26 protein-coding genes are annotated in these 23,745 nt (G+C 69.1%); 15 read left to right on the top strand and 11 right to left on the bottom strand.

Annotated elements, in window-relative coordinates:
* Window positions 1-57 precede the first annotated feature (57 nt).
* Genes ACG01O_RS20210 through ACG01O_RS20175 form a run of 8 tightly spaced genes read right to left on the bottom strand, consistent with a single transcriptional unit; the run spans window position 58 to window position 7,881 of the window.
* The gene (locus ACG01O_RS20210; protein ID WP_394387212.1) at window positions 58-1,227 is read right to left on the bottom strand and encodes an MFS transporter; all 1,170 of its coding nucleotides are present in this window, start codon (window positions 1,225-1,227) and stop codon (window positions 58-60) included.
* Window positions 1,224-2,591, bottom strand: a complete 1,368-nt coding sequence (locus ACG01O_RS20205) for a DNA recombination protein RmuC (RefSeq protein ID WP_394387211.1) — start codon at window positions 2,589-2,591, stop codon at window positions 1,224-1,226. The genes ACG01O_RS20210 and ACG01O_RS20205 overlap by 4 nt, the downstream gene beginning before the upstream one ends.
* Before the next feature lie 48 nt (window positions 2,592-2,639).
* Window positions 2,640-3,440 carry a hypothetical protein gene (locus tag ACG01O_RS20200; RefSeq protein ID WP_394387210.1) on the bottom strand — a complete coding sequence of 267 codons (801 nt, stop codon included), beginning with the start codon at window positions 3,438-3,440 and terminating at the stop codon, window positions 2,640-2,642.
* Window positions 3,437-4,420: a 2-hydroxyacid dehydrogenase gene (locus ACG01O_RS20195; protein WP_394387209.1), complete on the bottom strand. Its 984-nt coding sequence runs from the start codon at window positions 4,418-4,420 to the stop codon at window positions 3,437-3,439. Before ACG01O_RS20195 ends, ACG01O_RS20200 begins: the two co-directional genes overlap by 4 nt.
* The gene (locus tag ACG01O_RS20190; protein ID WP_394387208.1) at window positions 4,408-5,751 is read right to left on the bottom strand and encodes a sodium:proton antiporter; all 1,344 of its coding nucleotides are present in this window, start codon (window positions 5,749-5,751) and stop codon (window positions 4,408-4,410) included. Before ACG01O_RS20190 ends, ACG01O_RS20195 begins: the two co-directional genes overlap by 13 nt.
* Window positions 5,748-6,461, bottom strand: coding sequence for a nitroreductase (locus ACG01O_RS20185; protein WP_394387207.1), 714 nt, complete (start codon window positions 6,459-6,461; stop codon window positions 5,748-5,750). Before ACG01O_RS20185 ends, ACG01O_RS20190 begins: the two co-directional genes overlap by 4 nt.
* Window positions 6,458-6,919 carry an acyl-CoA thioesterase gene (locus ACG01O_RS20180; RefSeq protein ID WP_394387206.1) on the bottom strand — a complete coding sequence of 154 codons (462 nt, stop codon included), beginning with the start codon at window positions 6,917-6,919 and terminating at the stop codon, window positions 6,458-6,460. Before ACG01O_RS20180 ends, ACG01O_RS20185 begins: the two co-directional genes overlap by 4 nt.
* A complete protein-coding gene (locus ACG01O_RS20175; RefSeq protein WP_394387205.1) occupies window positions 6,916-7,881 on the bottom strand; it encodes a histone deacetylase family protein in 966 nt (321 codons plus the stop codon). Before ACG01O_RS20175 ends, ACG01O_RS20180 begins: the two co-directional genes overlap by 4 nt.
* Before the next feature lie 179 nt (window positions 7,882-8,060).
* On the opposite strand from ACG01O_RS20175, the gene ACG01O_RS20170 reads away from it, so the two are divergent.
* The 3 genes from ACG01O_RS20170 (at window position 8,061) to ACG01O_RS20160 (ending at window position 10,495) form a co-directional block, all read left to right on the top strand.
* Window positions 8,061-8,612 (top strand): phasin family protein, encoded by a 552-nt coding sequence (locus tag ACG01O_RS20170; protein WP_394387204.1) that lies wholly within the window; start codon window positions 8,061-8,063, stop codon window positions 8,610-8,612.
* Between the two features lie 126 nt (window positions 8,613-8,738).
* Window positions 8,739-9,668: a YihY/virulence factor BrkB family protein gene (locus ACG01O_RS20165; RefSeq protein ID WP_394387203.1), complete on the top strand. Its 930-nt coding sequence runs from the start codon at window positions 8,739-8,741 to the stop codon at window positions 9,666-9,668.
* Window positions 9,665-10,495 carry an alpha/beta hydrolase gene (locus ACG01O_RS20160; protein ID WP_394387202.1) on the top strand — a complete coding sequence of 277 codons (831 nt, stop codon included), beginning with the start codon at window positions 9,665-9,667 and terminating at the stop codon, window positions 10,493-10,495. Before ACG01O_RS20165 ends, ACG01O_RS20160 begins: the two co-directional genes overlap by 4 nt.
* Here the strand turns inward: ACG01O_RS20160 and ACG01O_RS20155 are convergent.
* The 3 genes from ACG01O_RS20155 to ACG01O_RS20145 all read right to left on the bottom strand — a co-directional run bounded on the left by ACG01O_RS20155 (window position 10,473) and on the right by ACG01O_RS20145 (window position 12,641).
* Window positions 10,473-11,108, bottom strand: coding sequence for an LON peptidase substrate-binding domain-containing protein (locus ACG01O_RS20155; RefSeq protein ID WP_394387201.1), 636 nt, complete (start codon window positions 11,106-11,108; stop codon window positions 10,473-10,475). The genes ACG01O_RS20160 and ACG01O_RS20155 overlap by 23 nt on opposite strands.
* A 115-nt stretch (window positions 11,109-11,223) precedes the next feature.
* A complete protein-coding gene (locus tag ACG01O_RS20150) occupies window positions 11,224-12,156 on the bottom strand; it encodes a patatin-like phospholipase family protein (protein WP_394387200.1) in 933 nt (310 codons plus the stop codon).
* Between the two features lie 59 nt (window positions 12,157-12,215).
* Window positions 12,216-12,641, bottom strand: coding sequence for an Lrp/AsnC family transcriptional regulator (locus ACG01O_RS20145; protein ID WP_394387199.1), 426 nt, complete (start codon window positions 12,639-12,641; stop codon window positions 12,216-12,218).
* Between the two features lie 126 nt (window positions 12,642-12,767).
* On the opposite strand from ACG01O_RS20145, the gene ACG01O_RS20140 reads away from it, so the two are divergent.
* The 12 genes from ACG01O_RS20140 to fdxA all read left to right on the top strand — a co-directional run bounded on the left by ACG01O_RS20140 (window position 12,768) and on the right by fdxA (window position 23,739).
* Window positions 12,768-13,805 carry an ornithine cyclodeaminase gene (locus ACG01O_RS20140; protein WP_394387198.1) on the top strand — a complete coding sequence of 346 codons (1,038 nt, stop codon included), beginning with the start codon at window positions 12,768-12,770 and terminating at the stop codon, window positions 13,803-13,805.
* Between the two features lie 306 nt (window positions 13,806-14,111).
* A complete protein-coding gene (locus ACG01O_RS20135) occupies window positions 14,112-14,684 on the top strand; it encodes an outer membrane beta-barrel protein (protein ID WP_394387197.1) in 573 nt (190 codons plus the stop codon).
* A gap of 171 nt (window positions 14,685-14,855) precedes the next feature.
* Window positions 14,856-15,437, top strand: coding sequence for an outer membrane beta-barrel protein (locus tag ACG01O_RS20130; RefSeq protein ID WP_394387196.1), 582 nt, complete (start codon window positions 14,856-14,858; stop codon window positions 15,435-15,437).
* Between the two features lie 62 nt (window positions 15,438-15,499).
* Window positions 15,500-16,423, top strand: coding sequence for a DNA-binding protein YbiB (gene ybiB, locus ACG01O_RS20125; protein WP_394387195.1), 924 nt, complete (start codon window positions 15,500-15,502; stop codon window positions 16,421-16,423).
* Window positions 16,424-16,541: 118 nt separating this feature from the next.
* Window positions 16,542-17,309, top strand: a complete 768-nt coding sequence (locus ACG01O_RS20120) for a sulfite exporter TauE/SafE family protein (RefSeq protein WP_394387194.1) — start codon at window positions 16,542-16,544, stop codon at window positions 17,307-17,309.
* Between the two features lie 11 nt (window positions 17,310-17,320).
* Window positions 17,321-19,036 (top strand): nitrite/sulfite reductase, encoded by a 1,716-nt coding sequence (locus ACG01O_RS20115; RefSeq protein ID WP_394387193.1) that lies wholly within the window; start codon window positions 17,321-17,323, stop codon window positions 19,034-19,036.
* Between the two features lie 85 nt (window positions 19,037-19,121).
* Window positions 19,122-19,616 (top strand): DUF934 domain-containing protein, encoded by a 495-nt coding sequence (locus ACG01O_RS20110; protein ID WP_394387192.1) that lies wholly within the window; start codon window positions 19,122-19,124, stop codon window positions 19,614-19,616.
* A complete protein-coding gene (locus ACG01O_RS20105) occupies window positions 19,613-20,377 on the top strand; it encodes a phosphoadenylyl-sulfate reductase (RefSeq protein ID WP_394387191.1) in 765 nt (254 codons plus the stop codon). The genes ACG01O_RS20110 and ACG01O_RS20105 overlap by 4 nt, the downstream gene beginning before the upstream one ends.
* Entirely contained in the window at window positions 20,374-21,339 is a 966-nt protein-coding gene (cysD, locus tag ACG01O_RS20100) for a sulfate adenylyltransferase subunit CysD (protein ID WP_394387190.1), read from the top strand. The genes ACG01O_RS20105 and cysD overlap by 4 nt, the downstream gene beginning before the upstream one ends.
* Window positions 21,339-22,625: a sulfate adenylyltransferase subunit 1 gene (locus tag ACG01O_RS20095; RefSeq protein ID WP_394387189.1), complete on the top strand. Its 1,287-nt coding sequence runs from the start codon at window positions 21,339-21,341 to the stop codon at window positions 22,623-22,625. The genes cysD and ACG01O_RS20095 overlap by 1 nt, the downstream gene beginning before the upstream one ends.
* Complete coding sequence (gene cobA / locus ACG01O_RS20090; protein WP_394387188.1) at window positions 22,625-23,419, top strand: uroporphyrinogen-III C-methyltransferase; 795 nt, start codon at window positions 22,625-22,627, stop codon at window positions 23,417-23,419. Before ACG01O_RS20095 ends, cobA begins: the two co-directional genes overlap by 1 nt.
* A complete protein-coding gene (gene fdxA, locus ACG01O_RS20085; protein ID WP_394387187.1) occupies window positions 23,416-23,739 on the top strand; it encodes a ferredoxin FdxA in 324 nt (107 codons plus the stop codon). Before cobA ends, fdxA begins: the two co-directional genes overlap by 4 nt.
* The last annotated feature ends 6 nt before the right edge of the window (window positions 23,740-23,745 follow it).

The raw sequence follows: 23,745 nt of genomic DNA, 5'->3' as shown, positions 1-23,745 counted from the left end.
GCTGTGTTCTGAGGTCGGCGCGATTCTGCGCGGGCGGCGCTGCAGCAGGCGCTGCGGTCAAAGTTTTCGGGCCGGCCATTGCGCCAGCAACAGCACCGAGGCCATGAGCCACATCGGCGCGGCCAGGGCCGTGGCCATCGCCAGCACCCCGAAACCCACGGGCATGGCCACTGTGGCGCCATTCACCGTCAGCATGCGCAAGCCCAGCGCCTGCCCGTGGCGCTCCGGCGGGGTGGCGCGGTGCATCATGGCCAGAATCATGGGCTGCACCGACCCGAGTGCCGTGCCCAGCAGGGCCGAGCCCAGCATCAAACCCGGCGTGCCCGGCAGCCACGCGTAAGCCATGAACGTGAGCGTGGCCAGCGCCATGGCGGCGCGCAGGGCGCGGGCTTCGTCCACGTCGTCACCAAAGCGCACGATGGCCAGGCGCACCACGGTGGCCGCCACCGCAAAGCTGCCCAGCACCAAGCCAATGCTCGCAGCCGACAAGCCCCGCGCGTGGCCCACCACCGGCACCACGAAGCTGTGCGCGTCCCACCCGGCCGACAGCGCGAGGTTCACCACCAGCAAGCGGCGGTACGCCGGCAGCCGAAACAAGTCCCACGCCGCACGCTCGCGAAAACTTCGCGTCAACACCTGCGGCGGGTTGCGCGGCACGTGCCGCGCCAGGGCCCACGCCACCACCGGCAAGGCCGCCGCCAAACCGAACGCGGCCGACACGCCGATGTGGTCGATCAACAAGCCCGCCACGATGGGCGACAGCGCGTTCGACAGCGCCGGGCCCAGCGCCATCCAGCTGAAGATCTTCTTCAGCTCGCCCGGCTCCTCGGCCATCAGGCCCGCCTCCCGCTGCATGGCCACCGCGGCCACCGCCACCGCGCCGCCGCACAGCAGGCAGCCCGCGGCAATCGCCCACACCTGCTGCACCACCAGCGCCAATAAAGCCCCAGCCAACGCCAGCGCCACGCCCACGCCCACCGGGCGGTGAAAGCCATGCCGGTCGGCCAGCCGGCCCGCCCACAGCGACAGCGCAATCGGCGCCACCGCAAACAGGCTGAGCAACATGCCCACCGACGCCTCGCCGTACCCCTGGTTCAGCACCCACAAACTGGCCGTGACCCGCGTGGTGGCCATGCAGGCGTGCACGCAGATCATGGTGGCGATCAACCACGGGAAGGCGTGGCGCAGGTTCTTGGGCGCCGGCGCGCCGGGGCCGGCCAGGGTCACTCGGCGTCCTCGCCCAGGCCCACGCGCAGCAGTTGCTGCGCGGCCTCATCCGGCAGGGCCTCCACGCCCTTGAGCTTGCGCGTCATCGCGCGGGTGCGCACCTCGGCGGCGTCCAGCGTGTTGCCGGCTTCTTCCAGCTTTTTCTTGGCCTTGGCCAGCACGTCGCCGAACTTGCCGAACTCGGTCTTGACGGCGCCCAGCACCTCCCAGACCTCGGCGCTACGCTTTTCCAGCGCCAGGGTGCGGAAGCCCATCTGCAGGCTGGTGAGCGTGGCCAGCAGGGTGGTGGGGCCGCAAAGCATGACCTTGTGTTCGCGCTGCAGGCCTTCCAGCAGGCCGGGGCGGCGCAGGGCTTCGGCGTACAGGCCCTCGGTGGGCACAAAGAGGATGCCGAAGTCGGTGGTGTGGGGCGGCGCGATGTATTTCTCGCGAATGGTTTTGGCCTCCAGACGCAGACGCGTTTCGATGGCTTTGCCCGCGGCCTCGGCCGCCGGCGCGTCTGCGCGCTCCTGGGCCTCCAGCAGGCGCTCGTAGTCCTCGCGCGGGAACTTGGCGTCGATGGGCAGCCACAGCGGCTGGCCGTCGTCGCGTTGGCCCGGCAGCTTGATGGCGAACTCCACCCGCTCGGTAGAACCCGGCAGCGTGGCCACGTTGGTGGCGTATTGCTCCGGCGTGAACACCTGCTCCAGCAGGCCGGCCAGCTGCACCTCGCCGAACACGCCGCGTGTTTTCACGTTGGTGAGCACGCGGTTGAGCGACCCCACGTCGCGCGCCAGGTTCTGCATCTCGCCCAGGCCCTTGTGCACCTGCTCCAGCCGCTCGGCCACCTGCTTGAAGCTTTCGCCCAGGCGCTGTTCCAGCGTGGCGTGGAGCTTCTCGTCCACGGTGGCGCGCATCTGCTCCAGCTTTTTCTCGTTGTCTTGCTGGATGGCCGTGAGCCGCTGCTCCACCGTGAGCCGCAACTCGGCCAGGCGCTGGTCGTTGGTCTTCGACAGGGCCTGCAGTTGCTCGCGCATCGCGTCGCCCAGCTTCTGCATGGATTCGGCCTGCACCTGCGCGCTTCGCAGCGCGGCGGCGTCCTGCGCCTCCCGCGCGGCCTGCGCCTGGGTGGCCAGCGACTGGTTGCTGCCCTGCAGGCCCTGGGTCAACGCCTGCTGGAATTGCGCCAGGCCCTGCATCAACTCCTGGCGCGTGCCGCTGGCGCTGCGGCCCAACTCATCGCGCAGTTCGCGCTCCAGCCGTTCATTGCTTTGAAGCAGCTCCGGCGCCACACCGGTCTGCGGTTTCTGGCGAGCCCAAACCAGGATCAGCAGCACCAGATTCAGGGCCAGCAGGCCCAACAACATCAACTCAAACAGCCTCATGCCGGGCATTGTCGCCCGCACCGGGCGGCGGGCCAGGGTGCCAAGGTTTCAGGGCGCCACCAGCGCGGCAACGGCCTTGGGCAGCTCCGCGCTGATCAGTCCTTCCAGCGCCTGCAAGCGCTGCTCCGCCGTGGTGGCGGCCCAGGGGTTGGCGGCGTTGGCGGCCGCCACCGGCAGGCGGGTGGCCACGGCCAGCGACTGCTCGCGCTTGAGCTTCAGGTCGCTCAGGTCGATCAGGGCCACGCGGATGGACACGTAGGGTGCGAACACCGGCAGGCCGCCTTGGCCGTCGAAGCCGATCTGGCCGCTGGGGCGTTGGTCCAGCACGAAGCCCGGCCCTTCCAGCGGGGCCAGGATGCGCGCCGGCAGCGCGGCGGCCAGTGCCGGCTCTTGCCGGCTGCGGGTCACCAGCAGCAGCTTGGCCGCGCCGCTTTGGCGCACGGCTTCGCCCAGCTTGCCGGGCAGCGCGAGCTTGCCGTCCACAAAGAGGCTGGCCGGGTCGCCGAACAGGCTGCGCGTGGTGGAGGTGTAGAGCTTGGCTTCACGCTTGGGGCCGCTGGCCTGCACGGCGTCGTTCAGCGCTTGCAGCACGGTGTTGTCCAGCTTGCCGGCGGGCGTGGCCGTCCATTCGCCGGTTTGCACGGTGTCCCCGCGCGCCGGCGTCAGGCTGAGCAGTTGCACGCTGTCGCCCAGCAGCGAGAGCACGGCGAACTTGTTGGCGTCGCGCGGGGTCTTGTCTTCCACCACGGGTGGCGGGGCGGGCGCGGGCTCGGGCTTGGCCTTCGGGCTTTGCGCCAGCGCCGGGGTCAGGACGGTGAGGGCCAGCAGGCCCAGGAAGCGACGGTTCATGCGGAGAGGACCTGCGGGTTCAGCGGCGTGGGGGGCGAGCCGCCGGTCAGGGCAGCGATCAGGTTGTCGGCCGCGAGTTGGGCCATGGCCAGGCGGGTGGGCAGCGTGGCGCTGGCAATGTGCGGGGTGAGCACCACGTTGGGCAGGGTCAGCAGCGCGGGGTTCACCTGCGGCTCGCCCTCGAACACGTCCAGCCCGGCAGCCGCCAGGCGCCCTTCACGCAGCGCAGCGGCCAGCGCATCTTCATCGACGATGCCACCCCGGGCCACGTTGATGAGCGTGGCGGTCGGCTTCATCAACGCCAGCTCGGGCGCGGCCATGCAGTGGTGAGACGCAGCCGAGTACGGCAGCACCAGCACCAGGTGATCGGCCTCGCGCAGCAGGGCCTCTTTGCTGAGATAGCGGGCCCCCAGTTCCGCTTCGGCTTGCGCCGGCAGGCGCGAGCGGTTGTGATAGACCACATTCATGCCAAAGCCGAAGCGGCCGCGGCGTGCGATGGCCTGGCCAATGCGGCCCATGCCCAGGATGCCCAGCGTGCTGCCGTGCACCTCGGCGCCGGCCAGGAAGTCCCAGGCCCAGCTCTTCCAGCCGCCGGCGCGCAGCAGGCGCTCGCCTTCGCTCATGCGGCGGGCGGTGGCCATCAGCAGCGCAAAGCCAAAATCGGCGGTGGACTCGGTCAGCACATCGGGCGTGTTGGTCACCAGCACGCCACGCGCGGTGCAGGCATCCAGGTCGACGTGGTTGTAGCCCACAGTCATGGTGCACACGGCCTTGAGCGTGGGGCAGGCGTCCAGCAAGTCCGCCGTGATGCGCTCGGTGCCCGTGATGTACACGCCCACCTTGCCCCGCAACCGCGCCTGCAACTCGGCCGGCGCCAGCGGCACCTCGCCGTCGTGCACATCCAGTTCGAACCGCGCAGCCAGTTTGTCCAGCACTTGTGCCGGCGCGCGGCGGGCCACCAAGATCTTCATCGCATCCATATCCACGACATCACCCACAGCAAGGGAAGCAACACGGCGCCTGACCAGAGGAGGTACCCCCCAAAGCTCGGCATCTTGACCCCGCGGTCTTCGGCAATCGCCTTGACCATGAAGTTGGGCGCATTGCCGATGTAAGTCATCGCGCCCATGAACACCGAGCCGCCCGAAATTGCGGCCAGCACGGTGGCGCCCTCGCCCATCAAGCGCTGCGCATCCCCACCGGCCAGGTTGAAGAACGCGAGGTAGGTGGGCGCGTTGTCCAACACCGACGACAAACCGCCTGCCAGCCAGAAATAAGCCATCGGGCTGGGCTCGCCGTGCGCGCCCGACAGCATGGCAGCCACCGGCGCAAACACGCCGGCCGCCCCCGCTTTGAGCATGGCAATCACCGGCACCATGGTCAGAAAGATGGCCATGAACAGCTTGGCCACCTCCTGCATGGGTGCCCAACTGAACTGGTTCTTGGCGCGCACGCCCGCCGGCGTGATGGCCAGCGACACCACCGTCACCGCCACCAGGCCGAGATCCCGCACCAAGGCCTGCAGCGGCAGCGGGGTCCCGAACACATCCAGGACAACACCCGGCTTCCAGGTGCCGCTGAGCAGCACGAAGCCAATCGCTGCGGCCAGCGGCAGCAGGTTGATGGCGCCTTCCAGGCCGAGCGTGGGTGTATCGGGCGTGGGGTCGGCGCGCGTCACGCCTTCCTTGCGGTAGAGCCAGCTGTCCAGCAGCCAGAACACACCGAGCAGCCCGGCCAGCAGGAACAGCGTCTCGGGCCAGAGGTGGCCAGCCGTCCAGAAGAAGCTGACGCCTTGCAGGAAGCCCAGGAACAGCGGCGGATCACCCAGCGGCGTGAGCGAGCCGCCCACGTTGCTGACGATGAAGATGAAGAACACCACCACGTGCGCGTTGTGCAGGCGGTTGTCATTGGCCCGGATGAGCGGGCGAATCAGCAGCATGGACGCTCCGGTGGTGCCCATGAAACTCGCCAGCACCGCCCCCAGGCCCATCAGCCCGACATTCAGCGTAGGACTGCCATGCAGGTTGCCGCGGATGTAGATGCCGCCGGCGGTGGTGTACAGCGCGGCAAGCAACACGGTGAAGGGCAAGTACTCCTCGATCACCGTGTGCAGCACGACCCCGCCCGTGGCCCCCAACCCGAAGGTGGCGGCAAAGGGCACCAGCAGCAAGGCCGCCCACGCGGCTGCGATCTTGCCGAAGTGGTGGTGCCACACCCCCGGCGCGGCCAGCGGCATAACCGCGATCGACAGCAACAAGCCCGCAAACGGCGCGGCCCACGCCAGGCCCAGTTCAGCGCCCGAGAACGTCATGCCGACAAGAACCGCGCGAACTCAGACACCGGGGCGCGCTCGGTCACCAGACCGTTCTCGACCGCGTTCGGATCGGCGAAGCCCAGCGACATGCCGCACACCAGCATCTGCTCGTCAGCGAGTTGCAACTCCGCGGCAATCAGCCGGTGGAACTGGGTGAACGCCGCCTGCGGGCAGGTGTGCAGGCCGCGCGCACGGGCGGCAATCATCACGTTTTGGATGAACATGCCGTAGTCCAGCCACGAGCCTTGTTGCATGACGCGGTCGATGGTGAAGAACAGGCCGACCGGCGCGTCGAAAAACGTGAAGTTGCGGCCGTGCTGGTGCTGCATGCGGGCCTTGTCGGTCTTGGCGATGCCCAGCAGGCCGTACAGGTCCCAGCCCACCTTGCGGCGGCGGTCGATGTAGGGGCTTCGCCACTCGTTCGGGTAGTAGGCGTATTCCTCTTTGTGCGCCGCGTTTTGCTCGGGGTCAAGGTAGGCCGCCTGGATGCGGCTGCGCACGCGGTCCAGGGCCGCATCGGTCAGCACATGCACCTGCCAGGGCTGGGTGTTGGTGCCCGAGGGCGCGCGCGACGCCACCGTCAGCAGGTCCTCCAGCGTCTGGCGCGGCACCGGCGTGGGCAAAAACGCCCGCATGGAGTGGCGGCTGGTGATGGCGGCGTCCACCGCCGCGGTCTGCTCGGGGGTGGGCAGGTCGAATCGGCTCATGAAGATTCCTTGGAGTTCGGGGCCTTCAGCGTGCTGAGGGCCTGCAGATAAGCCTCGGGCAGCGCCGCCACGGGGCGGCGGTGCTCGCGGTCCACGTACACATGCACAAAGTGCCCGCGTGCGGCGCAGCGGTCGGCGCCCTGGGCGAACAGTCCGATCTCGTAACGCACGCTGGAGCGTCCCTGGTGGGCCACCCGCACACCCGCGTCGATGGCCTGCGGAAACGCGAGCGACTCGAAGAAGTTGCAGTGCGTCTCCACCACGAGGCCGATGACCTCGCCGCCGTGCAGGTCCAGCGCGCCCGCGTCGATCAGCAGGCGGTTCACGGCGGTGTCGAAGAGGCTGTAGTAGACGACGTTGTTCAGGTGTCCGTAGACGTCGTTGTCCATCCAGCGGGTGGTCAGCGGCACGAAGCGGGCGTAGGCGTCGCGGGTGTCGGGCTCGGGGCGCAGGCTCATGCGGCCGATTCTTTCATGCGCTGCCCGCACGCCGCGGCGCCCCAAGCCGCCCACGACTGCGCCGCCAGCTCCACCGTCTGCACCTGCGCCTGCACGGTGGTGCGCAGGTCGTGCCCGTAGCCGCCAGCCATGCTCAACGCCACGGGCACGCCCCAGTCGCGCAGCATGCGCAGCACCCGCTCGTCCCGCGCGGCCAGGCCCGCGTGGGTCAGCTTCAGGCGGCCCAGGCGGTCGCCCTCGTGCGGGTCGGCGCCGGCCAGATAAAACGCCAGACCCGGCGGGTAGGTCACCAGGCGGCGGCGGATGTCGTCCAGCGCGGCGTCGAGTGCGGCCAGGTAGTCGGCGTCACCGCAGCCGTCCGGCAGGCCCACGTCCAGATCGCTGGGCTCTTTGCGGAACGGGAAGTTCTTCTCGCCGTGCAACGAGCAGGTGAACACGGTGTCGTCGTCACGAAAGATGGACGCGGTGCCATTGCCCTGGTGCACGTCCAGGTCGATCACCAGCACCCGCAGCAGGCGCCCTTGCGTGCCGGCGGCTTCCGCCTGCATCTGCCGGGCCGCCACGGCCACGTCGTTGAACACACAAAAGCCGGAGCCCTTGTCGGCGTAGGCATGGTGGGTGCCACCGGCCAGGCTGGTGGCCACGCCTTCCGCCAACGCCGCACGCGCCGCCGCCACGGTGGCCCCCACCGAGCGCAGCGAGCGCTCCACCATCGCCTCGCTCCACGGAAAGCCGATCTCGCGCTGCGCCGCCGAGCTGAGGTGGCCGTGCAGCACCGCGTCCACGTAGTCCGGCGTGTGGGCCAGCAGCAACTCGCCCTCGGTGGCCGCGGGCGCCACGGTCAGCCGCAGCGGCCCGGGCGTGTGCAGGAAGTGCTCCCGCAACATCCGGTACTTGGACTGCGGAAACCGGTGGCCGGGCGGCAGCGGCAACACATGGTTGTCATAGTGAAAGGCCAGCATGCGCCCACGATAGCGGCAGCGCCGTTCCCCGGTGCGGCACGGGCAGGAATCCCTAGTTTTGCTGCACCGCACAAAAAGTGCTTGCAATCCGGCGCGCGGCCCCTATCATTCGAGTCATGTTGCAGTGCAGCAAAAGAAGCACCGCCAACGGTTCCACCACCTGACATCGGAGTCCCACCATGCTGACCGCTGAACAAGTTCTCGCCGCCCACAAGGCCAACGTTGAAACCCTCTTCGGCCTGACGAACAAGGCGTTCGAAGGCGTGGAAAAGCTCGTCGAGCTGAACCTGCAAGTCGCCAAGACCGCGCTGAGCGAAGCCGCCGACACCACGGCCGCCGCCCTGTCGGTGAAGGACGCCCAGGAACTGCTGACGCTGCAAGCCGCCCTGCTGCAACCGTCCGCCGAAAAGGCCGCTTCCTACAGCCGCCACCTGTACGACATCGCCTCCAGCACCGGCGCCGAAGTGGCCAAGGTCGCCGAGTCGCAAATGGCTGACGCTCAGAAGGCCTTCGCCTCGGTGGTGGACAACGCCGCCAAGAACGCACCGGCCGGCACCGAAAACGCCGTCGCCCTGGTGAAGTCGGCCGTGGCCGCCGCCAACAACGCGTTCGAGTCGGTGCAAAAGGCTGCCAAGCAAGCCGTGGAAGTGGCCGAGTCCAACTTCCAAGCCGCCACCACGCAAGCCGTGAAGGCCACGCAAACGGCCAGCCGCGCCAAGCGCGCCGCCTGATCGCCGCGACCCCTCGCTGAAAAGCCCGACGCCCACGCGTCGGGCTTTTTTCTTTTGCCAGATCGGCACTGCAGGCAAGCTGACGTCCTACAGCCGCGGATGCGCACAGCCGCCAGCATGGCGCGCATGCGTTCTTCTCCACTCCGCCCCACCGGCGGCCACGCGGCCGCCTGGCCGGTGTTCCAGATGCTGCGCCTGACGGTGCAGGGATTCATCGACGACCACGCCGCGCGCATGGGTGCCGCTCTGGCGTACTACACGCTGTTCTCGTTGGCGCCGCTGCTGCTCATCGTCGTGTCGGTGGCCGGCCTCGTGTGGGGGCCAGACGCCGTGCGGGGCGAACTGTTTGGCGAGCTGCACAGCCTGCTGGGCAACGCCAGTGCCGCGGCGGTGGAGCAATGGGTGGCCGCGGTGGCCTGGCCTGCCGGCGGCTGGTGGAGCACGGCACTCGGCCTGGGCTTGATGCTGCTGGGCGCCACCACGCTGTTCGCCGAACTTCAGTCGGCGCTGGACGCCATCTGGCGCGTGCCCCACGCGCCGCCGGCCGGTCGCTGGGCGTGGCTGCGCGCGCGGCTGTTGAGCTTCGGGCTCATCCTGGGGCTGAGCTTCCTGCTGCTGGTGTCGCTGGTGCTGGACGCGGCGCTCGGCGCCGTGCAGACCTGGTGGAGTCCGTGGTTCGGCGGCTGGCTGCGGGTGGCCTCATTCGCCAACGTGCTGGTGGGCCAGGCGTTGGTGGTGGCGGTGTTCGCGCTCATCTTCAAGTGGATGCCGCGCGCCCACGTCGCCTGGCGGGATGTGGCGCTGGGCGCGCTCGTCACCACCGGCCTGTTCAACCTGGGGCGCGCGGGCATTGCTGCCTACTTGCAACACAGCGCCGTGACGTCGGGCTTCGGCGCGGCGGCCTCGGTGGTGGTGCTGCTGGTGTGGGTGTACTTCTCTGCGCAAATCCTGCTGCTGGGCGCGGAGTTCACCTGGGCGTACGCCCGCGTGCTGGGCTCCAGGCGGCCGGCGGCTGGGGCACACTCGCGCGTCCTCGCTCCAGCGGAACTGCCATGACCACCACCACCACGGCCGACGACGGCCGCCTGCTGCACCTGCGCCACTGGCCCTTGCCGGGCGAGCGGCGCGGGCAGGTGCTGCTGGTGCACGGCCTGGGCGAACACAGCGGCCGCTACCAAGCGGTGGCCGCCGCGCTGAACGCCGCCGGCTGGCAGGTGCACGGCTGGGACCACCGCGGCCACGGCGCCAGCGACGGCCCGCGCGGCGACATCCCCGAACCCCACGCCCTGCTGCGCGACACCGCCCGGGTGATCGACGCGGTGCGCGAGCCCGGCCGCTTCGTGCTGCTGGGCCACAGCCTGGGCGGGCTGGTGGCGGCCCGCTTCGCCGCCGAGGCGCTGCAAGACCGCCCCGCCGCCTGGAGCCGTCCGCTGGACGCCCTCGTGCTGTCGTCCCCCGCGCTGGACCCCGGCCTGAATGCCGGCCAGAAGCTGGCCCTAGCCCTGGCCAGCCGCTTGGCACCGGGCCTGGCGGTCAGCAACGGGCTCAAGCCGGACTGGATCTGCCGCGACCCGGCCGTGGTGCAGGCTTACGTGAACGACCCGCTGGTGCACGACCGCATCACCGCGCGGCTGACCCGTTTCATCGTGGACGCCGGCGCCGAGGTGCAAGCCGTGGCCGCCCGCTGGCAGTTGCCGACGCTGCTGATGTGGGCCGGCGCCGACCGCTGCGTGGCGCCCGCCGGCAGCCAGGCGCTGGCCGACGCCGCCGCCGCCACGGGGCAACTCACCGCCCGAGCCTGGCCCGGCTTGGCCCACGAAATCTTCAACGAACCCGAACGCGCCCAGGTGCTGGCGGCCCTCACGGCCTGGCTGAACCGCTGAGCGCCTCCAGGCGATCCACCACCAGCTCCAGTCGCAGCAACGGGCTGTCCAGCGCCATCAAACGCTGCCGATCGGCGGTGGGCATGGGCAGCAACTCCGCCCAGCGGTTGGCCAGCCAGCCGGCATCGCCCCAGCGCAGCGGCGGCTGCACCGGCAACTGCTCCGGTGCCACCTGCCGGCTCCAGCCGGCCAGCAGATCGCGCAACTGCTGCGCGGCCTGCCGCAAGTCGTCCGGCACGGGCACCTCGGCATCGTCGGGCAGCCGCTGCATCGCGCCCACCCAGAGCCCATGGCTCAGGCAGCGGCGCGATTGCAGTTGAAACCGCTGGCCGCCCTGGCAGCGAATCTCGATCAATCCGGCCTGAGCCGGCTGGAAGTGGACGATGTGCGCCAACGTGCCCACGTCATGAAACGCCTCGGCCTGAAAACCGGCACCGTCGCGGCGCCGCACTTCGTCGCCCTCGGTCAAGGCCACCACACCAAAGGGCTCGCCGCGCGCGTGGCAGCGCTGCACCAGGTCCAGGTAGCGGGGCTCAAAAATGCGCAGCGGCAGGTGGCCGCCGGGAAAAAGCACCGAGCGCAGCGGAAAGAGCGGGGTTTCGGCGCCGTCCATCACAGCCCGGATGAACCTGCCCGGCTGAGGCGTGGAGCGCGCGGCTCCATGCCGGCAGCATCGCCGCCGCCTCGGGAGCGCGGCCCAGGTTGGCCGGGGGCGAGGGGCTTCACGGTCAGCGCGTTTTCTCGGCGATGCGCTGGCGCAGCAGCGGCACGAGCGCCTGTGCGGCTTCGCGGCCGGCCTGCACGGCCCGGCGGCGGGCGGTGAAGTCGGCGCTGCCCACGCCGTCCAGGCGCGGGCGGATCACCACGTCAGCGTCGCGCAGCTCGAACATGTTGATGCTGCGGCCCATGATGGAGAAGGTCTGCATCAGCATGCGAAAGGCATCGCCCGGCGGGTCTTTCTCAGGCGGCGAGGTGATGTCCACCGCCACCACCAGCTGCGCCCCCATCTCGCGGGCGAAGCGCACCGGCACGGGCGACACCAGGCCGCCGTCCACGTACTCGCGCTGGCCGATCTTGACCGGCTGGAACACCGCCGGCACCGCGCTGGACGCCCGCACCGCCGTGCCGGTGTCGCCGCTGCGGAACAGGATGGACGAGCCGTCGGACAAATCGGTGGCCACGATGCCCAGCGGCAGGCTCATCTGCTCGATGGCCTTGCCGCCGGTCTTGTCACGGATGAACCGCGCCAGCGCTTCGCCACGAATCAGCCCCCGCAAGGGGAAGGACCAATCGGTGATGGCGCCTTCGTCCATGGTTTCCGCCAGTTGCTGCATCTCCTTGCCCGACTTGCCCGAGGCGTACAGCGACGCCACCAGGCTGCCGGCCGAGGTGCCGGCCACCAGGTCCACCTTGATGCCGGCTTCTTCCAGCACCTGGATGACGCCGATGTGGGCGAAGCCCCGCGCGGCACCGCCCCCCAGCGCCAGGCCGATGCGCGGTGGCTTGGGCGCGGGCTTGACGATCGGCGGCTCGGGCGGCGTGGGCACCACCAACGGGGGCTGGGCCGGCGGCTGCGTGGGCACCACCGAGCACGCGGTCAACAGGGCCAGCAAGGCCAACGTGGCCAGCCGCGCGGTGCGGCGAAAGGTCTGTGAAGTCATGGCAATCGTCAGGGAAGGCGGCGCGCACGATACCCGAGCGGCCCAGGCCTGGTGGGGCTTCAGCTCAGCTTGTAGCTCTGCAAATGGATGGAGGTTTCGGTGCTGGCGATGCCCTTGATCAGCCGCACCCGCTCCAGCACCTCGGCGAGCTCGTTCAGGTTGGGGCTGCGGATCTCGGCCAGCAGGTCCCAGCGGCCGTTGGTGTCGAACAGGCCGGTGATGCCGGGCTCGCCCAGCAGGATGGACACCACCTCGCGGGTGCGGTTGCCGTCCACCGTGATGCTCATCCACGCCGTGATTTCATCGGGCACCGAGTCGGGCCGCAGCCGCACCGTGTAGCCGGTGATGACGCCGGCGTCTTCCAGCTTGGCAATGCGGTTGGTGACCGTGCCGCGCGACACCTGCAGCTTGGCCGCCAGTTGCGCCACGCTGGCCCGGGCGTCCACGCGCAGCAGGGCCAGCAGTTGTTGATCCAGAGCGTCCATATGTGCAAAACGTCAATTTCAACTGCCATTTTGCCAATAGATGCTTCATTACGTGGCAGGAATTGCGCTTCTGTTTGGCACGCCGCCTCGGAAGAATGAGCTTCACCGATTCACAGGAGACAGCCCATGACCACCGTTCTGACCCCGCAAGACGTCGCCCACCTCGTGCAGCGCGTGGGATTGCCCGATTTAATGCGGCGCCTCGTGAGCTACCTGGAGGCCGACTACCTGCGTTGGCCCGAGTTCGACAAAACCCCCCGCGTGGCCGCGCATTCGGCCGACGGCGTGATCGAGCTGATGCCCATCGCTGACGCCAGCAGCTACAGCTTCAAGTACGTCAACGGCCACCCCAAAAACCATCGCTTCGGCTTGCCGACGGTCATGGCTTTCGGCGTGCTCGCAGATGTCTCGACCGGCACACCCACGCTGCTGTCCGAGCTGACCCTGACCACCGCCATGCGCACCGCCGCCACCTCCGTCATGGTGGCCAAGCGCCTGACCCGCCCCAACAGCCGCGTGATGGCTTTGATTGGCAACGGCGCGCAAAGCGAGTTCCAGGCCCTGGCCTTCCATCACCTGCTCGGCATTCGCGAACTGCGGCTGTACGACATCGACCCCGCCGCCACCGCCAAGCTGGTGGGCCACCTGCAGGGCACGCCTGGCCTGACGCTGACCGTCTGCGCCAGCACCGCCGAGGCGGTGAAGGGCGCCGACATCGTCACCACCGTCACCGCCGACAAGACCAACGCCACCATCCTGACGCCCGACATGATCGAGCCGGGCATGCACATCAACGGCGTGGGCGGCGACTGCCCCGGCAAGACCGAGCTGCACCCGGGCGTGCTGCAGCAGGCCCGCGTGGTGGTGGAGTACGAACCGCAGTCGCGCATCGAAGGCGATGTGCAACAGATGCCGGCCGACTTCCCCGTCACCGAGTTCTGGCGCGTGCTGGCCGGGCAAGCCGCCGGCCGCGAGACGGACGCGCAGGTCACCGTGTTCGACTCCGTCGGCTTTGCGCTGGAAGACTTCTCGGCCCTGCGCCTGCTGCGCGACGTGAGCCTTCAGCTCGGCCTGGGCGCGCCGCTGAACCTCATTCCGCAGATGGCCGACCCCAAAGACCTGTTCGGCCAGCTGCGCTTGAGCGGCCATCGCCAAGCGGCCTGAATGCGTGGCCTGAACACTTGGCCTGAACACGTGGCCTGACATCACGGCCACGCGCGTTCTTCAAGACCGGCCGCGACGGCCGAGGCCAGCCATCCGCCGCGACGGCGGGTGGCCCGCGCGTAACGTCCGCTGACATCGCTCACACACCCCGGGCGCCGTCCGTCGGGCGTGGGCGTTCCAGTCCTACAGAGCGGCTGCGGGCGCGCATCGACCATGAGCCGTGGCGACAGCGAAGTCGCCCATCGCCAAAGCCGCCCCTGCGGCCGTGGCGCTCCGATGAACGCAGCTTGAAGAAGGCAGTACCCGATGAAGAAAACCGCGATCACCCTGGCCGCCCTGTTCCTGGCCGTCGCCGCCAAGGCCCAAACGTCCAACCTCAGCACCGCAGCCCACAGCTACGGCCTGCTGTCCCTCGGCCAAGGTCACCTCAACACCCGTTGCGACGGCCTGCAGGCCTGCGACCGAAACGGCACCGGCGGCAAAGCCGTCGTGGGCTACGCCTATGGCAACGGCTTCTCGCTGGAGGGGGGCTATTCCCACTTCGGCAACTTCCACGCCTCTGAAGGCGGCGTGGGCTTGTCGGCACGCCCGGAGGCCCTGTCGTTGAGCGGCGCTTTCACGGCCAACCTGACGCCGGAGCTCGGCCTGGTCGGCCGTGCCGGCGTGGCGCGCGTGCGCACCAAGCTGCACGCCGAAGTCGGCACGCTGAGCGGCAGTGACAGCGAGAACAGCACCCAGCCCATCGTCGGCCTGGCCCTGAACTACGCGCTGACGCCCAACGCCCGGGTCGAGCTGGGCGTGGACGCGACCCGTGCGCAGTACCAGGGTGAGCGCAGCAACGTGCGCCTGGTGTCGCTGGGCGCACGCATGGCGTTCTGACGCGCTTCACTGCTCAACACCAGCCATCCGCAGGATGGCTTTTTGCACCCCTAAAGAAAAACCATTCGACCAGCAGAAGCCCACTGCTTGCAACGTTAGCATGCGCCAGCCCATCAAGGGCGCCGTTGGCCGACCACCAGACCGGCCCTTCCAAGTCACAGGAAATCTCTCATGAAGAAGAAAGCTATCGTTCTGGGCGCACTGGTTGCCGCGACCGCCGCTCAGGCCTCCGAGCCCGCCACCAGCCCGTTTTACGTCACAGCCGCTGCGGGCACGACCCGTCTGAACGCCGACTGCGCCGGCACCACGTCCTGTGACAACACCGGCGCCGGCGGCAAGCTGGTCTTCGGCTACAACCTCGGCAACGGCTTCAGCCTGGAAGGCAGCTACATCAACTTTGGCAAGGCGCACGCCAGCACGCCTCCCATCGCCGGCACGCCTGCCGGCACGATCACGTTGAAGCCCTCAGCCCTCGTGGTCGGTGGCGCCTACGCGCTGCCGTTGGGCGGCGACTGGGGCATGGCGGCTCGCCTCGGCGTGGCGCAGGTGAAAACTCGCACCAACTTCTCCTATGGTGTCCAGAACGGGGATGCAGCTGAGAGCGAAACCCGACTGGTGGCCGGCGTCAGCGTCAGCTATGCGCTCAACGGCAACGTCAAGCTCGAATTCGGTGTGGACACCAGCAAAGCCCAAATGCACGGGTTGAAGGGCAACGTGCGCCTCGTGTCGCTGGGCGCCTCCTTCGCGTTCTGATTCGACGCCCGCCCCGACCCAAGGCCGCGTCAAGCGGCCTTTGTCGTTTCTACACTCGCGCTATGAACTACGCCCCGCTGATCAAGGAACTTGGCCGTGGCGCCCGCGGCGCGCGCGACCTGAGCCGCGACCAGGCCGAGCAGCTGTTCGGCCAGATGCTCGACGGCCAGGTGCCCGACATGGAGCTGGGCGCCCTGCTGATTGCGCTGCGCGTGAAGGGGGAGTCGGCCGATGAGGTGGCCGGCTTTCTGGCCGCCCTGCAGGCCCGCACCGCCGCCATGACCGCCCCGGCTGGCCCGCGCACCGTGCTGTTGCCCAGCTTCAACGGCGCGCGCAAGCAGGCCAACCTGATGCCGCTGGTGGCCGGGCTGCTGGCCCGCCGGGGCATTCCGGTGCTGGTGTTCGGCCGGCACGATTTCGACAGCCGCGTCAGCCCCTTCGAGTTGCTGGACGCCTTGGGCTGGACCGCCAGCCGGAGCCTGGCCGCCGCGGAACAGGTGCTGGGCACCGAACGGCCGGCCGTGCTGCCTTTGCAATTGCTCAACCCGGGCTTGAACGCGCTGATGGCCCTGCGGCCCCGGATGGGCGTGCGCAACAGCGCGCACAGCCTGGCCAAGTTGCTCAACCCCTTCCCGACCGACCGCGCCGTGCGCGTGGTGGCTGTGACCCACCCGGAGTACCTGGACAGCATGGGCGCCGCCCTGCCCGGCCTGAGCCAGGGCGGTGGGCGGGCGCTGCTGATGCGCGCCAGCGAGGGCGAGGCCTACGCCCACCTGCGCCGCAAGGCCCACCTGATCGGCTTCCAGGACGGCGAAACCGCCCCCTTGCACCCGGCCGACACCGCCGACCTGGACTGGCCACTCTCCCCGGCCTGCGCCCCCGCCGAGAACGCCGCCCTGGTGCAAGCGCAGCTGAACGGCCAGGAGCCGGTACCGCCGCGCATCCTGGAGCAGGTCGCCGTCCTGCAAAAACTCGCCACAAACTGAGGTTGCTTATTCAGCCTGGGCATATAGGCCGAAAAATTAAATCGTTTTGCGGCGCCGCAACATTCCCTAGAGTCGCGCCCTCGGGTGGCATGGCGCCGCCAATTGGAGTTTTTGGGTGTTGGACAGCATTGCAATCGCGAGCGGCTTGGGTGTCGGCCTGATCGTCGGCATCACCGGCGTGGGCGGCGGGTCGCTGATGACGCCGCTGCTGCTGTCGGTGTTCAAGCTCAACCCGGCGGTGGCCATCGGCACCGACCTGTGGTTTGCCTCGCTCACCAAGATGAGCGGCTCCGTGGCCCACGCCCGGCACGGCCACGTGAACTGGCCCATCGTTCGCCGCATGCTGGCCGGCTCCATCCCGGCCTCCATCGCCACCATCGCCCTGATGCACCAAACCGGCATCACCAAGGGCTGGGCGTCGGCCCTGACGCTCTCATTGGGCATTGCGCTGCTGCTGACCGCGGTGGTGGTGGCTTTCAAAAAGAGCTGGCAGGCCCTGGGCCTGCGGCTGGAGCGCTGGATTCCTGAGAGCCGCAAGCCCGCGCTCACCGTGGCCAGCGGCCTGATCCTGGGCGTGCTGGTGTCGCTGTCGTCCATCGGCGCCGGCGCCATCGGCGCCACGCTCATCCTGTTGATCTACCCCCGGATGCAGGCGCGCGACATCGTCGGCACCGACATCGCCCACGCCGTGCCGCTCACGCTGGTGGCCGGCATCGGCCACGCGAGCCTGGGCAACGTGAACTGGGAACTGCTCGTGTCCCTGCTCATCGGCTCGCTGCCTGGCATCTGGCTGGGCGCCCAATTGACCCGCCGCCTGCCGGACGGCGTGGTGCGCAGCTTGCTGTGCGCCTCGCTGTTGATGGCCGGCTGGAAAGTGATTCACTGAGACCTACTTCGATGTACCAGTACACCGACTTCGACCGCCGCTTCGTCCGCGCCCGCGCAGCGCAATACCGCGACCAGTTGGAACGCCACCTGGCGGGCACGCTGGGCACCGACGAGTTCCGCGCCCTGCGACTGCAAAACGGCTGGTACATCCAGCGCCACGCCCCCATGCTGCGCGTGGCCGTGCCCTACGGCGAGCTAAACAGCCGCCAGCTGCGCCAACTGGCCCGCATTGCCCGCGAGTACGACCGCCAACCCGACGGCCCGTTCGCCGGCCAGGGCGGCTACGGTCACTTCACCACACGCCAGAACCTGCAATACAACTGGATTCCGCTGAAAGACAGCGCCACGGTCATGGACCTGCTGGCCGACGTCGACATGCACGGCATCCAGACCAGCGGCAACTGCATCCGCAACATCACGGCAGACGCGTTCGTGGGCATTGCGCCGGACGAAATCGTCGATGCCCGCCCCTACGCCGAGGTGCTGCGCCAGTGGAGCACGCTGCACCCCGAGTTCGCCCACCTGCCGCGCAAGTTCAAGATCGCCGTCAGCGGCGCCGCCGAGGACCGCGCCGCCATCGGCTGGCATGACATCGGCCTGCAGCTCAAGAAAAACGCGGCCGGCGAGGTCGGCTTCCAGGTGTTCGTGGGCGGCGGCATGGGCCGCACCCCCATCCCGGGCACCGAAATCAACGCCTTCGTGCCCTGGCAGCAGATCCTGGTCTACATCGAGGCCATCGTGCGGGTCTACAACCTCGCCGGCCGCCGCGACAACCTCTACAAGGCCCGCATCAAGATCCTCGTGAAGGCCGAAGGCCAGAAGTTCTTCGACGCGGTGAACGAAGAGTTCGCCCGCATCCTGGCCGACGACCCGGCTGGCCACGAGCAGATCATTCCGCAGGCCGAACTGGACCGCGTGGCCGCCTGCTTCGTCGACCCCGCTGGCGTGAAGCCCGAAGCTCCCGTGCAGTTGGACAGCAGCGACCCGGCCTTCGCGCGCTGGCTGCAACGCAACGTGCACGGCCACCGCGTCAGCGGCTACCGCGCCGTCACGCTGAGCCTCAAGCGCGTGGGCATCGCCCCGGGCGACACCAGCGCTGACGTGATGGACACCGCCGCCGCGCTGGCCGACCAGTTCAGCCACGGCGAGCTGCGCGTGTCGCACCGCCAAAACCTCGTGCTGCCCTGGGTGCGCGAGGCCGACCTGCCCGCGCTGTTCCAGGCCGCCCGCGCCGCCGGCTTCGCCACCGCCAACGCCGGCCTGCTGACCGACCAGATCGCCTGCCCCGGCGGCGACTTCTGCGCGCTGGCCAACGCCCGCTCGCTGCCGCTGGCCGCCCAGATTGCCGAGCGCTACCAAGACGCCGACGAACTGGAAGACCTCGGCGAAATCGACCTGCACATCAGCGGCTGCATCAACTCCTGCGGCCACCACCACAGCGGCCACATCGGCGTGCTGGGCGTCGACAAGGACGGCACCGAGTGGTACCAGCTGACGCTGGGCGGCGGTGACGGCACCCAGCTGGCCGGCGGCACCGTGGCCGGCAAGGTGATCGGCCCGAGCTTTGCGGCTGACGAGATTGCCGACGCGATCGACGCCGTCATTGAGACCTTCAAGCGCGAGCGCCAGGCGGGCGAGCACTTCATCGACGCCGTGAAGCGCCTGGGGCTGGAGCCGTTCAAGACCGCCGCGAATGCTGTTCGCGTTTCGACTGCGAAGGCCTAAGAAAGGAAGCCCCCACGCTCGCTTCGCTCACTGCTCCCCCCCGCGGGGGCGCCAGTGAGTTTGGGGCGGCCCGGCACTCACTGTCATGAAATTCATCAACGCCACCACCTGCCCCTGGAAACACGCCATCGGCGAAGACGGCCCCAAGCCCGATCCCGATCCGGCGCCGAACCGTCTGCTGAGCCTGGAGCAATGGCACGCCGTGCGCGCCCACTGGCCGCAAGACGTGCAAGTCGCACTCGAGTTCCCGAACGACGCCGACATCCACCAGCTCGCCCCCGACATGCACCGCATCGCGCTGATCGTGCTGGACTTCCCGAAGTGGACCGACGGCCGCGCCTACAGCCAGGCCCACCTGCTGCGCATCCGGCACAAGTTCACCGGCGCCATCCGTGCGCGGGGCGAAGTGCTGGTGGACATGATGCAGCTGCTGGCCCGCACCGGCTTCGACGAAGTGGTGCTGCGCGGCGACCAGTCGCAAGCGGCCGCCCAGAAGGCGCTGGACCTGTTCGCGCCGGTGGGCTTCTACCAGGGCGACGTGGCCGAAACCCGCCCGTGGTTCCAGCGGAGCGCCGCGTGAGCGCCGAAGCCAGCGCCCTGCCCTGGGCGAGCGCCCCGGCCGCCGGCAACGCCATCGGCCTGTACGCCCGCTGGACGCCGGCGCTGGACGCCAAGATCGAAGCCGCCGTCCAGGCGCTGCGTGACGCGAGCATCCAGCACGGCGCCGGCCTGCTGCAAAGCAGCAGCCTGGGCGTGGAAGACATGGTCATCACCGACCTGATCGCCCGCCACCGCCTGCCCATCGACATCGCCACGCTGGACACCGGCCGGCTGCACGCCGAAACGCTGGCGCTGATCCCGGCGGTGCAGGCCCGCTACAGCCGCGAGGTGGCCGTGTTCTCGCCCGTGGCCGAAGCCGTGATCACCTTCGTTCAACGCGAGGGTGACGACGCCATGTACAAGAGCCTGGACCTGCGCAAGGCCTGCTGCGGCGTGCGCAAGATGGAGCCGCTGGGCCGCATGCTGGCCGGCCGCTCCGCCTGGATCACCGGCCTGCGCCGCGAACAAAGCGGCGCGCGTGGCGAGGTTGCCGTGGATGAGGACGACGGCAGCGGCACGGGCCGCCGCAAGATCAGCCCGCTGGCCGACTGGACCTGGGCCGAGGTCTGGGCCTATGTTCAAAAATACGAGGTTCCCTACAACCCGCTGCATGACCAGTTCATGCCCTCGATCGGCTGCGCGCCCTGCACGCGCGCCATCGCGGTGGGAGAAGACTTTCGCGCGGGCCGCTGGTGGTGGGAAGACTCCACCAAGGAATGCGGCCTGCACGCCAAATCATGAATGCTGCTGTGAAACCCGAACCCATGATTGCTGACGTCGATCACGCGCACCTGGATGCGCTGGAAGAAGAAGCCATCTTCATCCTGCGCGAGGTGGCGGCGAGCTTCGAGCGCCCCGCCCTGCTGTTCTCCGGCGGCAAGGACTCCTGCGTCGTGCTGCGCCTGGCCGAGAAGGCCTTCAAGATGAAGAACGCCGCGCACCCGAGTGGCTACTCGGGCTCGCTGCCCTTCCCGCTGGTGCACATCGACACCGGGCACAACTTCCCCGAGGTCATCACCTTCCGGGACCAGCGCGTGGCCGACATGGGCGAGCGCCTGGTGGTGGGCCACCTTGAAGACTCCATGGCCCGCGGCACCATCCGCCTGAGCCACCCGCTGGAAAGCCGCAACGGCCACCAGACGGTGACGCTGCTGGAGACCATCGAAGAGCACAAGTTCGACGCGCTCATCGGCGGCGCCCGCCGCGACGAAGAGAAGGCCCGCGCCAAGGAGCGCATCTTCAGCCACCGCGACAGCTTCGGCCAATGGCAGCCCAAGGAGCAGCGGCCCGAGCTGTGGACGTTGTTCAACACCCGCATCCGCCCGGGCGAGCACTTCCGCTGCTTCCCGATCAGCAACTGGACGGAACTCGACGTGTGGCTCTACATCGCCCGCGAGAACATCCCGCTGCCGCCGATGTACTACGCCCATGACCGCCAGGTCATGCGCCGCAAGGGTCTGCTGGTGCCGCTGACCGACGTGACCCCGCCGCTCGAAGGGGAAACCGTAGAGACGGTGCAGGTGCGCTTCCGCACCGTGGGCGACATGACCTGCACCTGCCCGGTGGAGAGCCCCGCCGCCAACGCCACCGAGGTCGTGGCCGAGACGCTGACCGTCACGGTGAGTGAGCGCGGCGCGACGCGCATGGACGACCGCACATCGGAAGCCTCAATGGAAAAACGCAAGAAGGAAGGCTACTTCTGATGAAAGCCCTGAGATTCCTCACCGCCGGCTCCGTCGACGACGGCAAGAGCACGCTGATCGGCCGCCTGCTGTTCGACGGCCAGGCCATCCTGGCCGACCAACTCGACACGCTGGAGCGCCGCGCCGCCGGCCGCCCCATCGACCTGAGCCTGCTGACCGACGGCCTGGAGGCCGAGCGCGAGCAAGGCATCACCATCGACGTGGCCTACCGCTACTTCGCCACCAAAACGCGCAAGTTCATCATTGCCGACGCCCCCGGCCATGAGCAGTACACACGCAACATGGTCACGGCCGCCGCGGGTAGCGACGCCGCCGTCGTGCTGGTGGACATCACCAAGCTGGACCTGACCCAGGACGAAGTCGTGCTGCTGCCGCAGACGCGCCGCCACTCGCTGCTGGCCCAACTGCTGCGCGTGCCCAGCCTCGTGTTCGCGATCAACAAGATCGACGCGCTGGACGACCCGGGCGCAGGCTTCGCCAAGGTCAAGGCCGCACTCGACAAGTTCGCCGCCGCTGCCGGCCTGAACGTGGCCGCCACCGTGCCGGTCAGCGCGCTGCGCGGCGACAACGTGACGCAACCGCTGGACGCGCCCTGGTGGAACGGCGAAAGCCTGTTGCAGGTGCTGGAGCGCCTGCCCACGCTGAGCGAGCGCACCGATGCCCCGCTGAGCCAGCCGGTGCAGTACGTGCAGAAGGACGCCTACCAATCCAACGGCACCGGCGTGCAGCCGCGCGTGCTGTGGGGCCGCATCGCCCACGGCGGCGTGAAGGCGGGCGACACCATCGAGGTGCTGCCGTCGCGGCAAACGGCCGTCGTCGTTGAAGTGCGCCTGGCCGGCGAGACCGTCGCCAGCGCCCAAGCCGGTGACTCGGCCGGCCTGGTGCTGGACCGCCAGCTGGACGTGAGCCGTGGCGACTGGATCGTCACCCCCGGCTCTGCCACCGCCACCAAGACCTTCCCGGCCACGCTGGCCTGGCTGGACACCGAGGCCGCCAAGCCCGGCCGCAAGTACTGGGTGCGCCACGGCAACCGCTGGGTGCAGGCGCGCATCTCGGCGATCGACTCGGTGCTGGACATCCACACCCTGCAGCCGCAGGACGCGCATGAGCTGCCGGTCAACACCATCGGCCGCGTGCAGATGGAAGTGCAGCACGAATTGCCGGTGGAGCCCTTCAAGGACAACCGCGTCGGCGGCGCCTTGATCGTGGTCGACCCCGCCAGCCACCGCACCAGCGGCGCGCTGCTGGTGGACGTGCAACCCGCCACCACCGAAGAAGACTGGTGATGGCACGGGGCAAGGTCATCTTCGTCAGCGCTGGCCCCGGCGCCGCCGACCTGATCACGCTGCGCGGTGCCCGCGCGCTGGGTCAGGCCGACGTCGTGCTCGCCGACGCGCTGGCAGACCCGGCCCTGCAAGACCTCGCCCCCCAAGCCCGCTGGATGGAAGTGGGCAAGCGCGGCTTCGAGCATTCCGCCAAGCAAACCGAGATCAACGCGCTGCTGGTGAAAGCCGCGCAGGAGCATGCCCTCGTCGTGCGCCTGAAGGGCGGCGACGCCAGCGTCTTCGGCCGGCTGGAAGAAGAGTTGATCGCCCTGGCCGACGCCGGCATCGACAGCGAAGTGGTGCCCGGCGTGACCGCGGCGCTGGCGGCTGCGGCCCAGGCCCAGCGCCCGCTCACCCGGCGCGGCCGGGGTCGCTCGGTCAGCCTCACCACGGCCATGACGGAGCTGGGCGAGCTGCGCGCGGCCCGCTCGGCCGACACCGAAGTCTTTTACATGGCCGGCCGCCAACTGGCCGCGCTGGGCCGCCAACTGCTGGCCGCCGGCTGGCCGGGCGACACGCCCACGTTGGTGGTCAGTCGCGCGGGCTGTGCCGACGCCATCACCAGCGAGCACCCGCTGGCCGACCTGGCCGCCGCCGCCCTGCTGCACCGCGGCCGCCCGACCGTCGTCACGGTCGGGACAGGCGCCAGCCTTGTCGGCGGTCAGCATGCGGCCCGGCCGGCGTCCAATAAAATCATCGTTTCGCCTGAAATCTGCCCGACCCAGGCGCCCCTTACTGCCAAGAGCTGCCCATGACCCACGTCGTCACCGAATCCTGCATCCGCTGCAAGTACACCGATTGCGTCGATGTCTGCCCGGTGGACTGCTTCCGCGAAGGCCCGAACTTCCTCACCATCGACCCGGACGAGTGCATCGACTGCGCGGTCTGCATCCCCGAGTGCCCGGTCAATGCCATCGTGCCCGAGGAAGACGTGCCGGGCGACCAGATCCACATGATCAAGCTCAACGCCGAGCTGGCCAAGAAGTGGCCCAGCATCACCAAGCGCAAGCCCGCGCTGCCAGACGCCGAAGAGTGGAAGGACAAGACCGGCAAGCTGGGCGAACTGATCAAGTAAGCCCGC

This window comes from Pelomonas baiyunensis, assembly GCF_043555935.1.
In the GTDB taxonomy this organism is placed as follows: domain Bacteria; phylum Pseudomonadota; class Gammaproteobacteria; order Burkholderiales; family Burkholderiaceae_C; genus Pelomonas; species Pelomonas baiyunensis.
Note: the sequence above shows the minus strand (reverse complement) of the source record. Positions and strands in the feature narration are given on the sequence as shown.

Coding starts and splice junctions, on each gene's coding strand:
- ACG01O_RS20180 (WP_394387206.1), bottom strand. CDS start 6,919: ATGAGCCTGCGCCCCGAGCCCGACACCCGCGACGCCTACGCCCGCTTC.
- ACG01O_RS20170 (WP_394387204.1), top strand. CDS start 8,061: ATGCTGACCGCTGAACAAGTTCTCGCCGCCCACAAGGCCAACGTTGAA.
- ACG01O_RS20185 (WP_394387207.1), bottom strand. CDS start 6,461: ATGAGCCGATTCGACCTGCCCACCCCCGAGCAGACCGCGGCGGTGGAC.
- ACG01O_RS20155 (WP_394387201.1), bottom strand. CDS start 11,108: ATGGACGGCGCCGAAACCCCGCTCTTTCCGCTGCGCTCGGTGCTTTTT.
- ACG01O_RS20205 (WP_394387211.1), bottom strand. CDS start 2,591: ATGAGGCTGTTTGAGTTGATGTTGTTGGGCCTGCTGGCCCTGAATCTG.
- ACG01O_RS20190 (WP_394387208.1), bottom strand. CDS start 5,751: ATGACGTTCTCGGGCGCTGAACTGGGCCTGGCGTGGGCCGCGCCGTTT.
- ACG01O_RS20200 (WP_394387210.1), bottom strand. CDS start 3,440: ATGAACCGTCGCTTCCTGGGCCTGCTGGCCCTCACCGTCCTGACCCCG.
- ACG01O_RS20195 (WP_394387209.1), bottom strand. CDS start 4,420: ATGGATGCGATGAAGATCTTGGTGGCCCGCCGCGCGCCGGCACAAGTG.
- ACG01O_RS20095 (WP_394387189.1), top strand. CDS start 21,339: ATGAAAGCCCTGAGATTCCTCACCGCCGGCTCCGTCGACGACGGCAAG.
- cobA (WP_394387188.1), top strand. CDS start 22,625: ATGGCACGGGGCAAGGTCATCTTCGTCAGCGCTGGCCCCGGCGCCGCC.
- ACG01O_RS20130 (WP_394387196.1), top strand. CDS start 14,856: ATGAAGAAGAAAGCTATCGTTCTGGGCGCACTGGTTGCCGCGACCGCC.
- cysD (WP_394387190.1), top strand. CDS start 20,374: ATGAATGCTGCTGTGAAACCCGAACCCATGATTGCTGACGTCGATCAC.
- ACG01O_RS20145 (WP_394387199.1), bottom strand. CDS start 12,641: ATGGACGCTCTGGATCAACAACTGCTGGCCCTGCTGCGCGTGGACGCC.
- ACG01O_RS20165 (WP_394387203.1), top strand. CDS start 8,739: ATGCGTTCTTCTCCACTCCGCCCCACCGGCGGCCACGCGGCCGCCTGG.
- ACG01O_RS20160 (WP_394387202.1), top strand. CDS start 9,665: ATGACCACCACCACCACGGCCGACGACGGCCGCCTGCTGCACCTGCGC.
- ACG01O_RS20115 (WP_394387193.1), top strand. CDS start 17,321: ATGTACCAGTACACCGACTTCGACCGCCGCTTCGTCCGCGCCCGCGCA.
- ACG01O_RS20140 (WP_394387198.1), top strand. CDS start 12,768: ATGACCACCGTTCTGACCCCGCAAGACGTCGCCCACCTCGTGCAGCGC.
- fdxA (WP_394387187.1), top strand. CDS start 23,416: ATGACCCACGTCGTCACCGAATCCTGCATCCGCTGCAAGTACACCGAT.
- ybiB (WP_394387195.1), top strand. CDS start 15,500: ATGAACTACGCCCCGCTGATCAAGGAACTTGGCCGTGGCGCCCGCGGC.
- ACG01O_RS20135 (WP_394387197.1), top strand. CDS start 14,112: ATGAAGAAAACCGCGATCACCCTGGCCGCCCTGTTCCTGGCCGTCGCC.
- ACG01O_RS20110 (WP_394387192.1), top strand. CDS start 19,122: ATGAAATTCATCAACGCCACCACCTGCCCCTGGAAACACGCCATCGGC.
- ACG01O_RS20175 (WP_394387205.1), bottom strand. CDS start 7,881: ATGCTGGCCTTTCACTATGACAACCATGTGTTGCCGCTGCCGCCCGGC.
- ACG01O_RS20150 (WP_394387200.1), bottom strand. CDS start 12,156: ATGACTTCACAGACCTTTCGCCGCACCGCGCGGCTGGCCACGTTGGCC.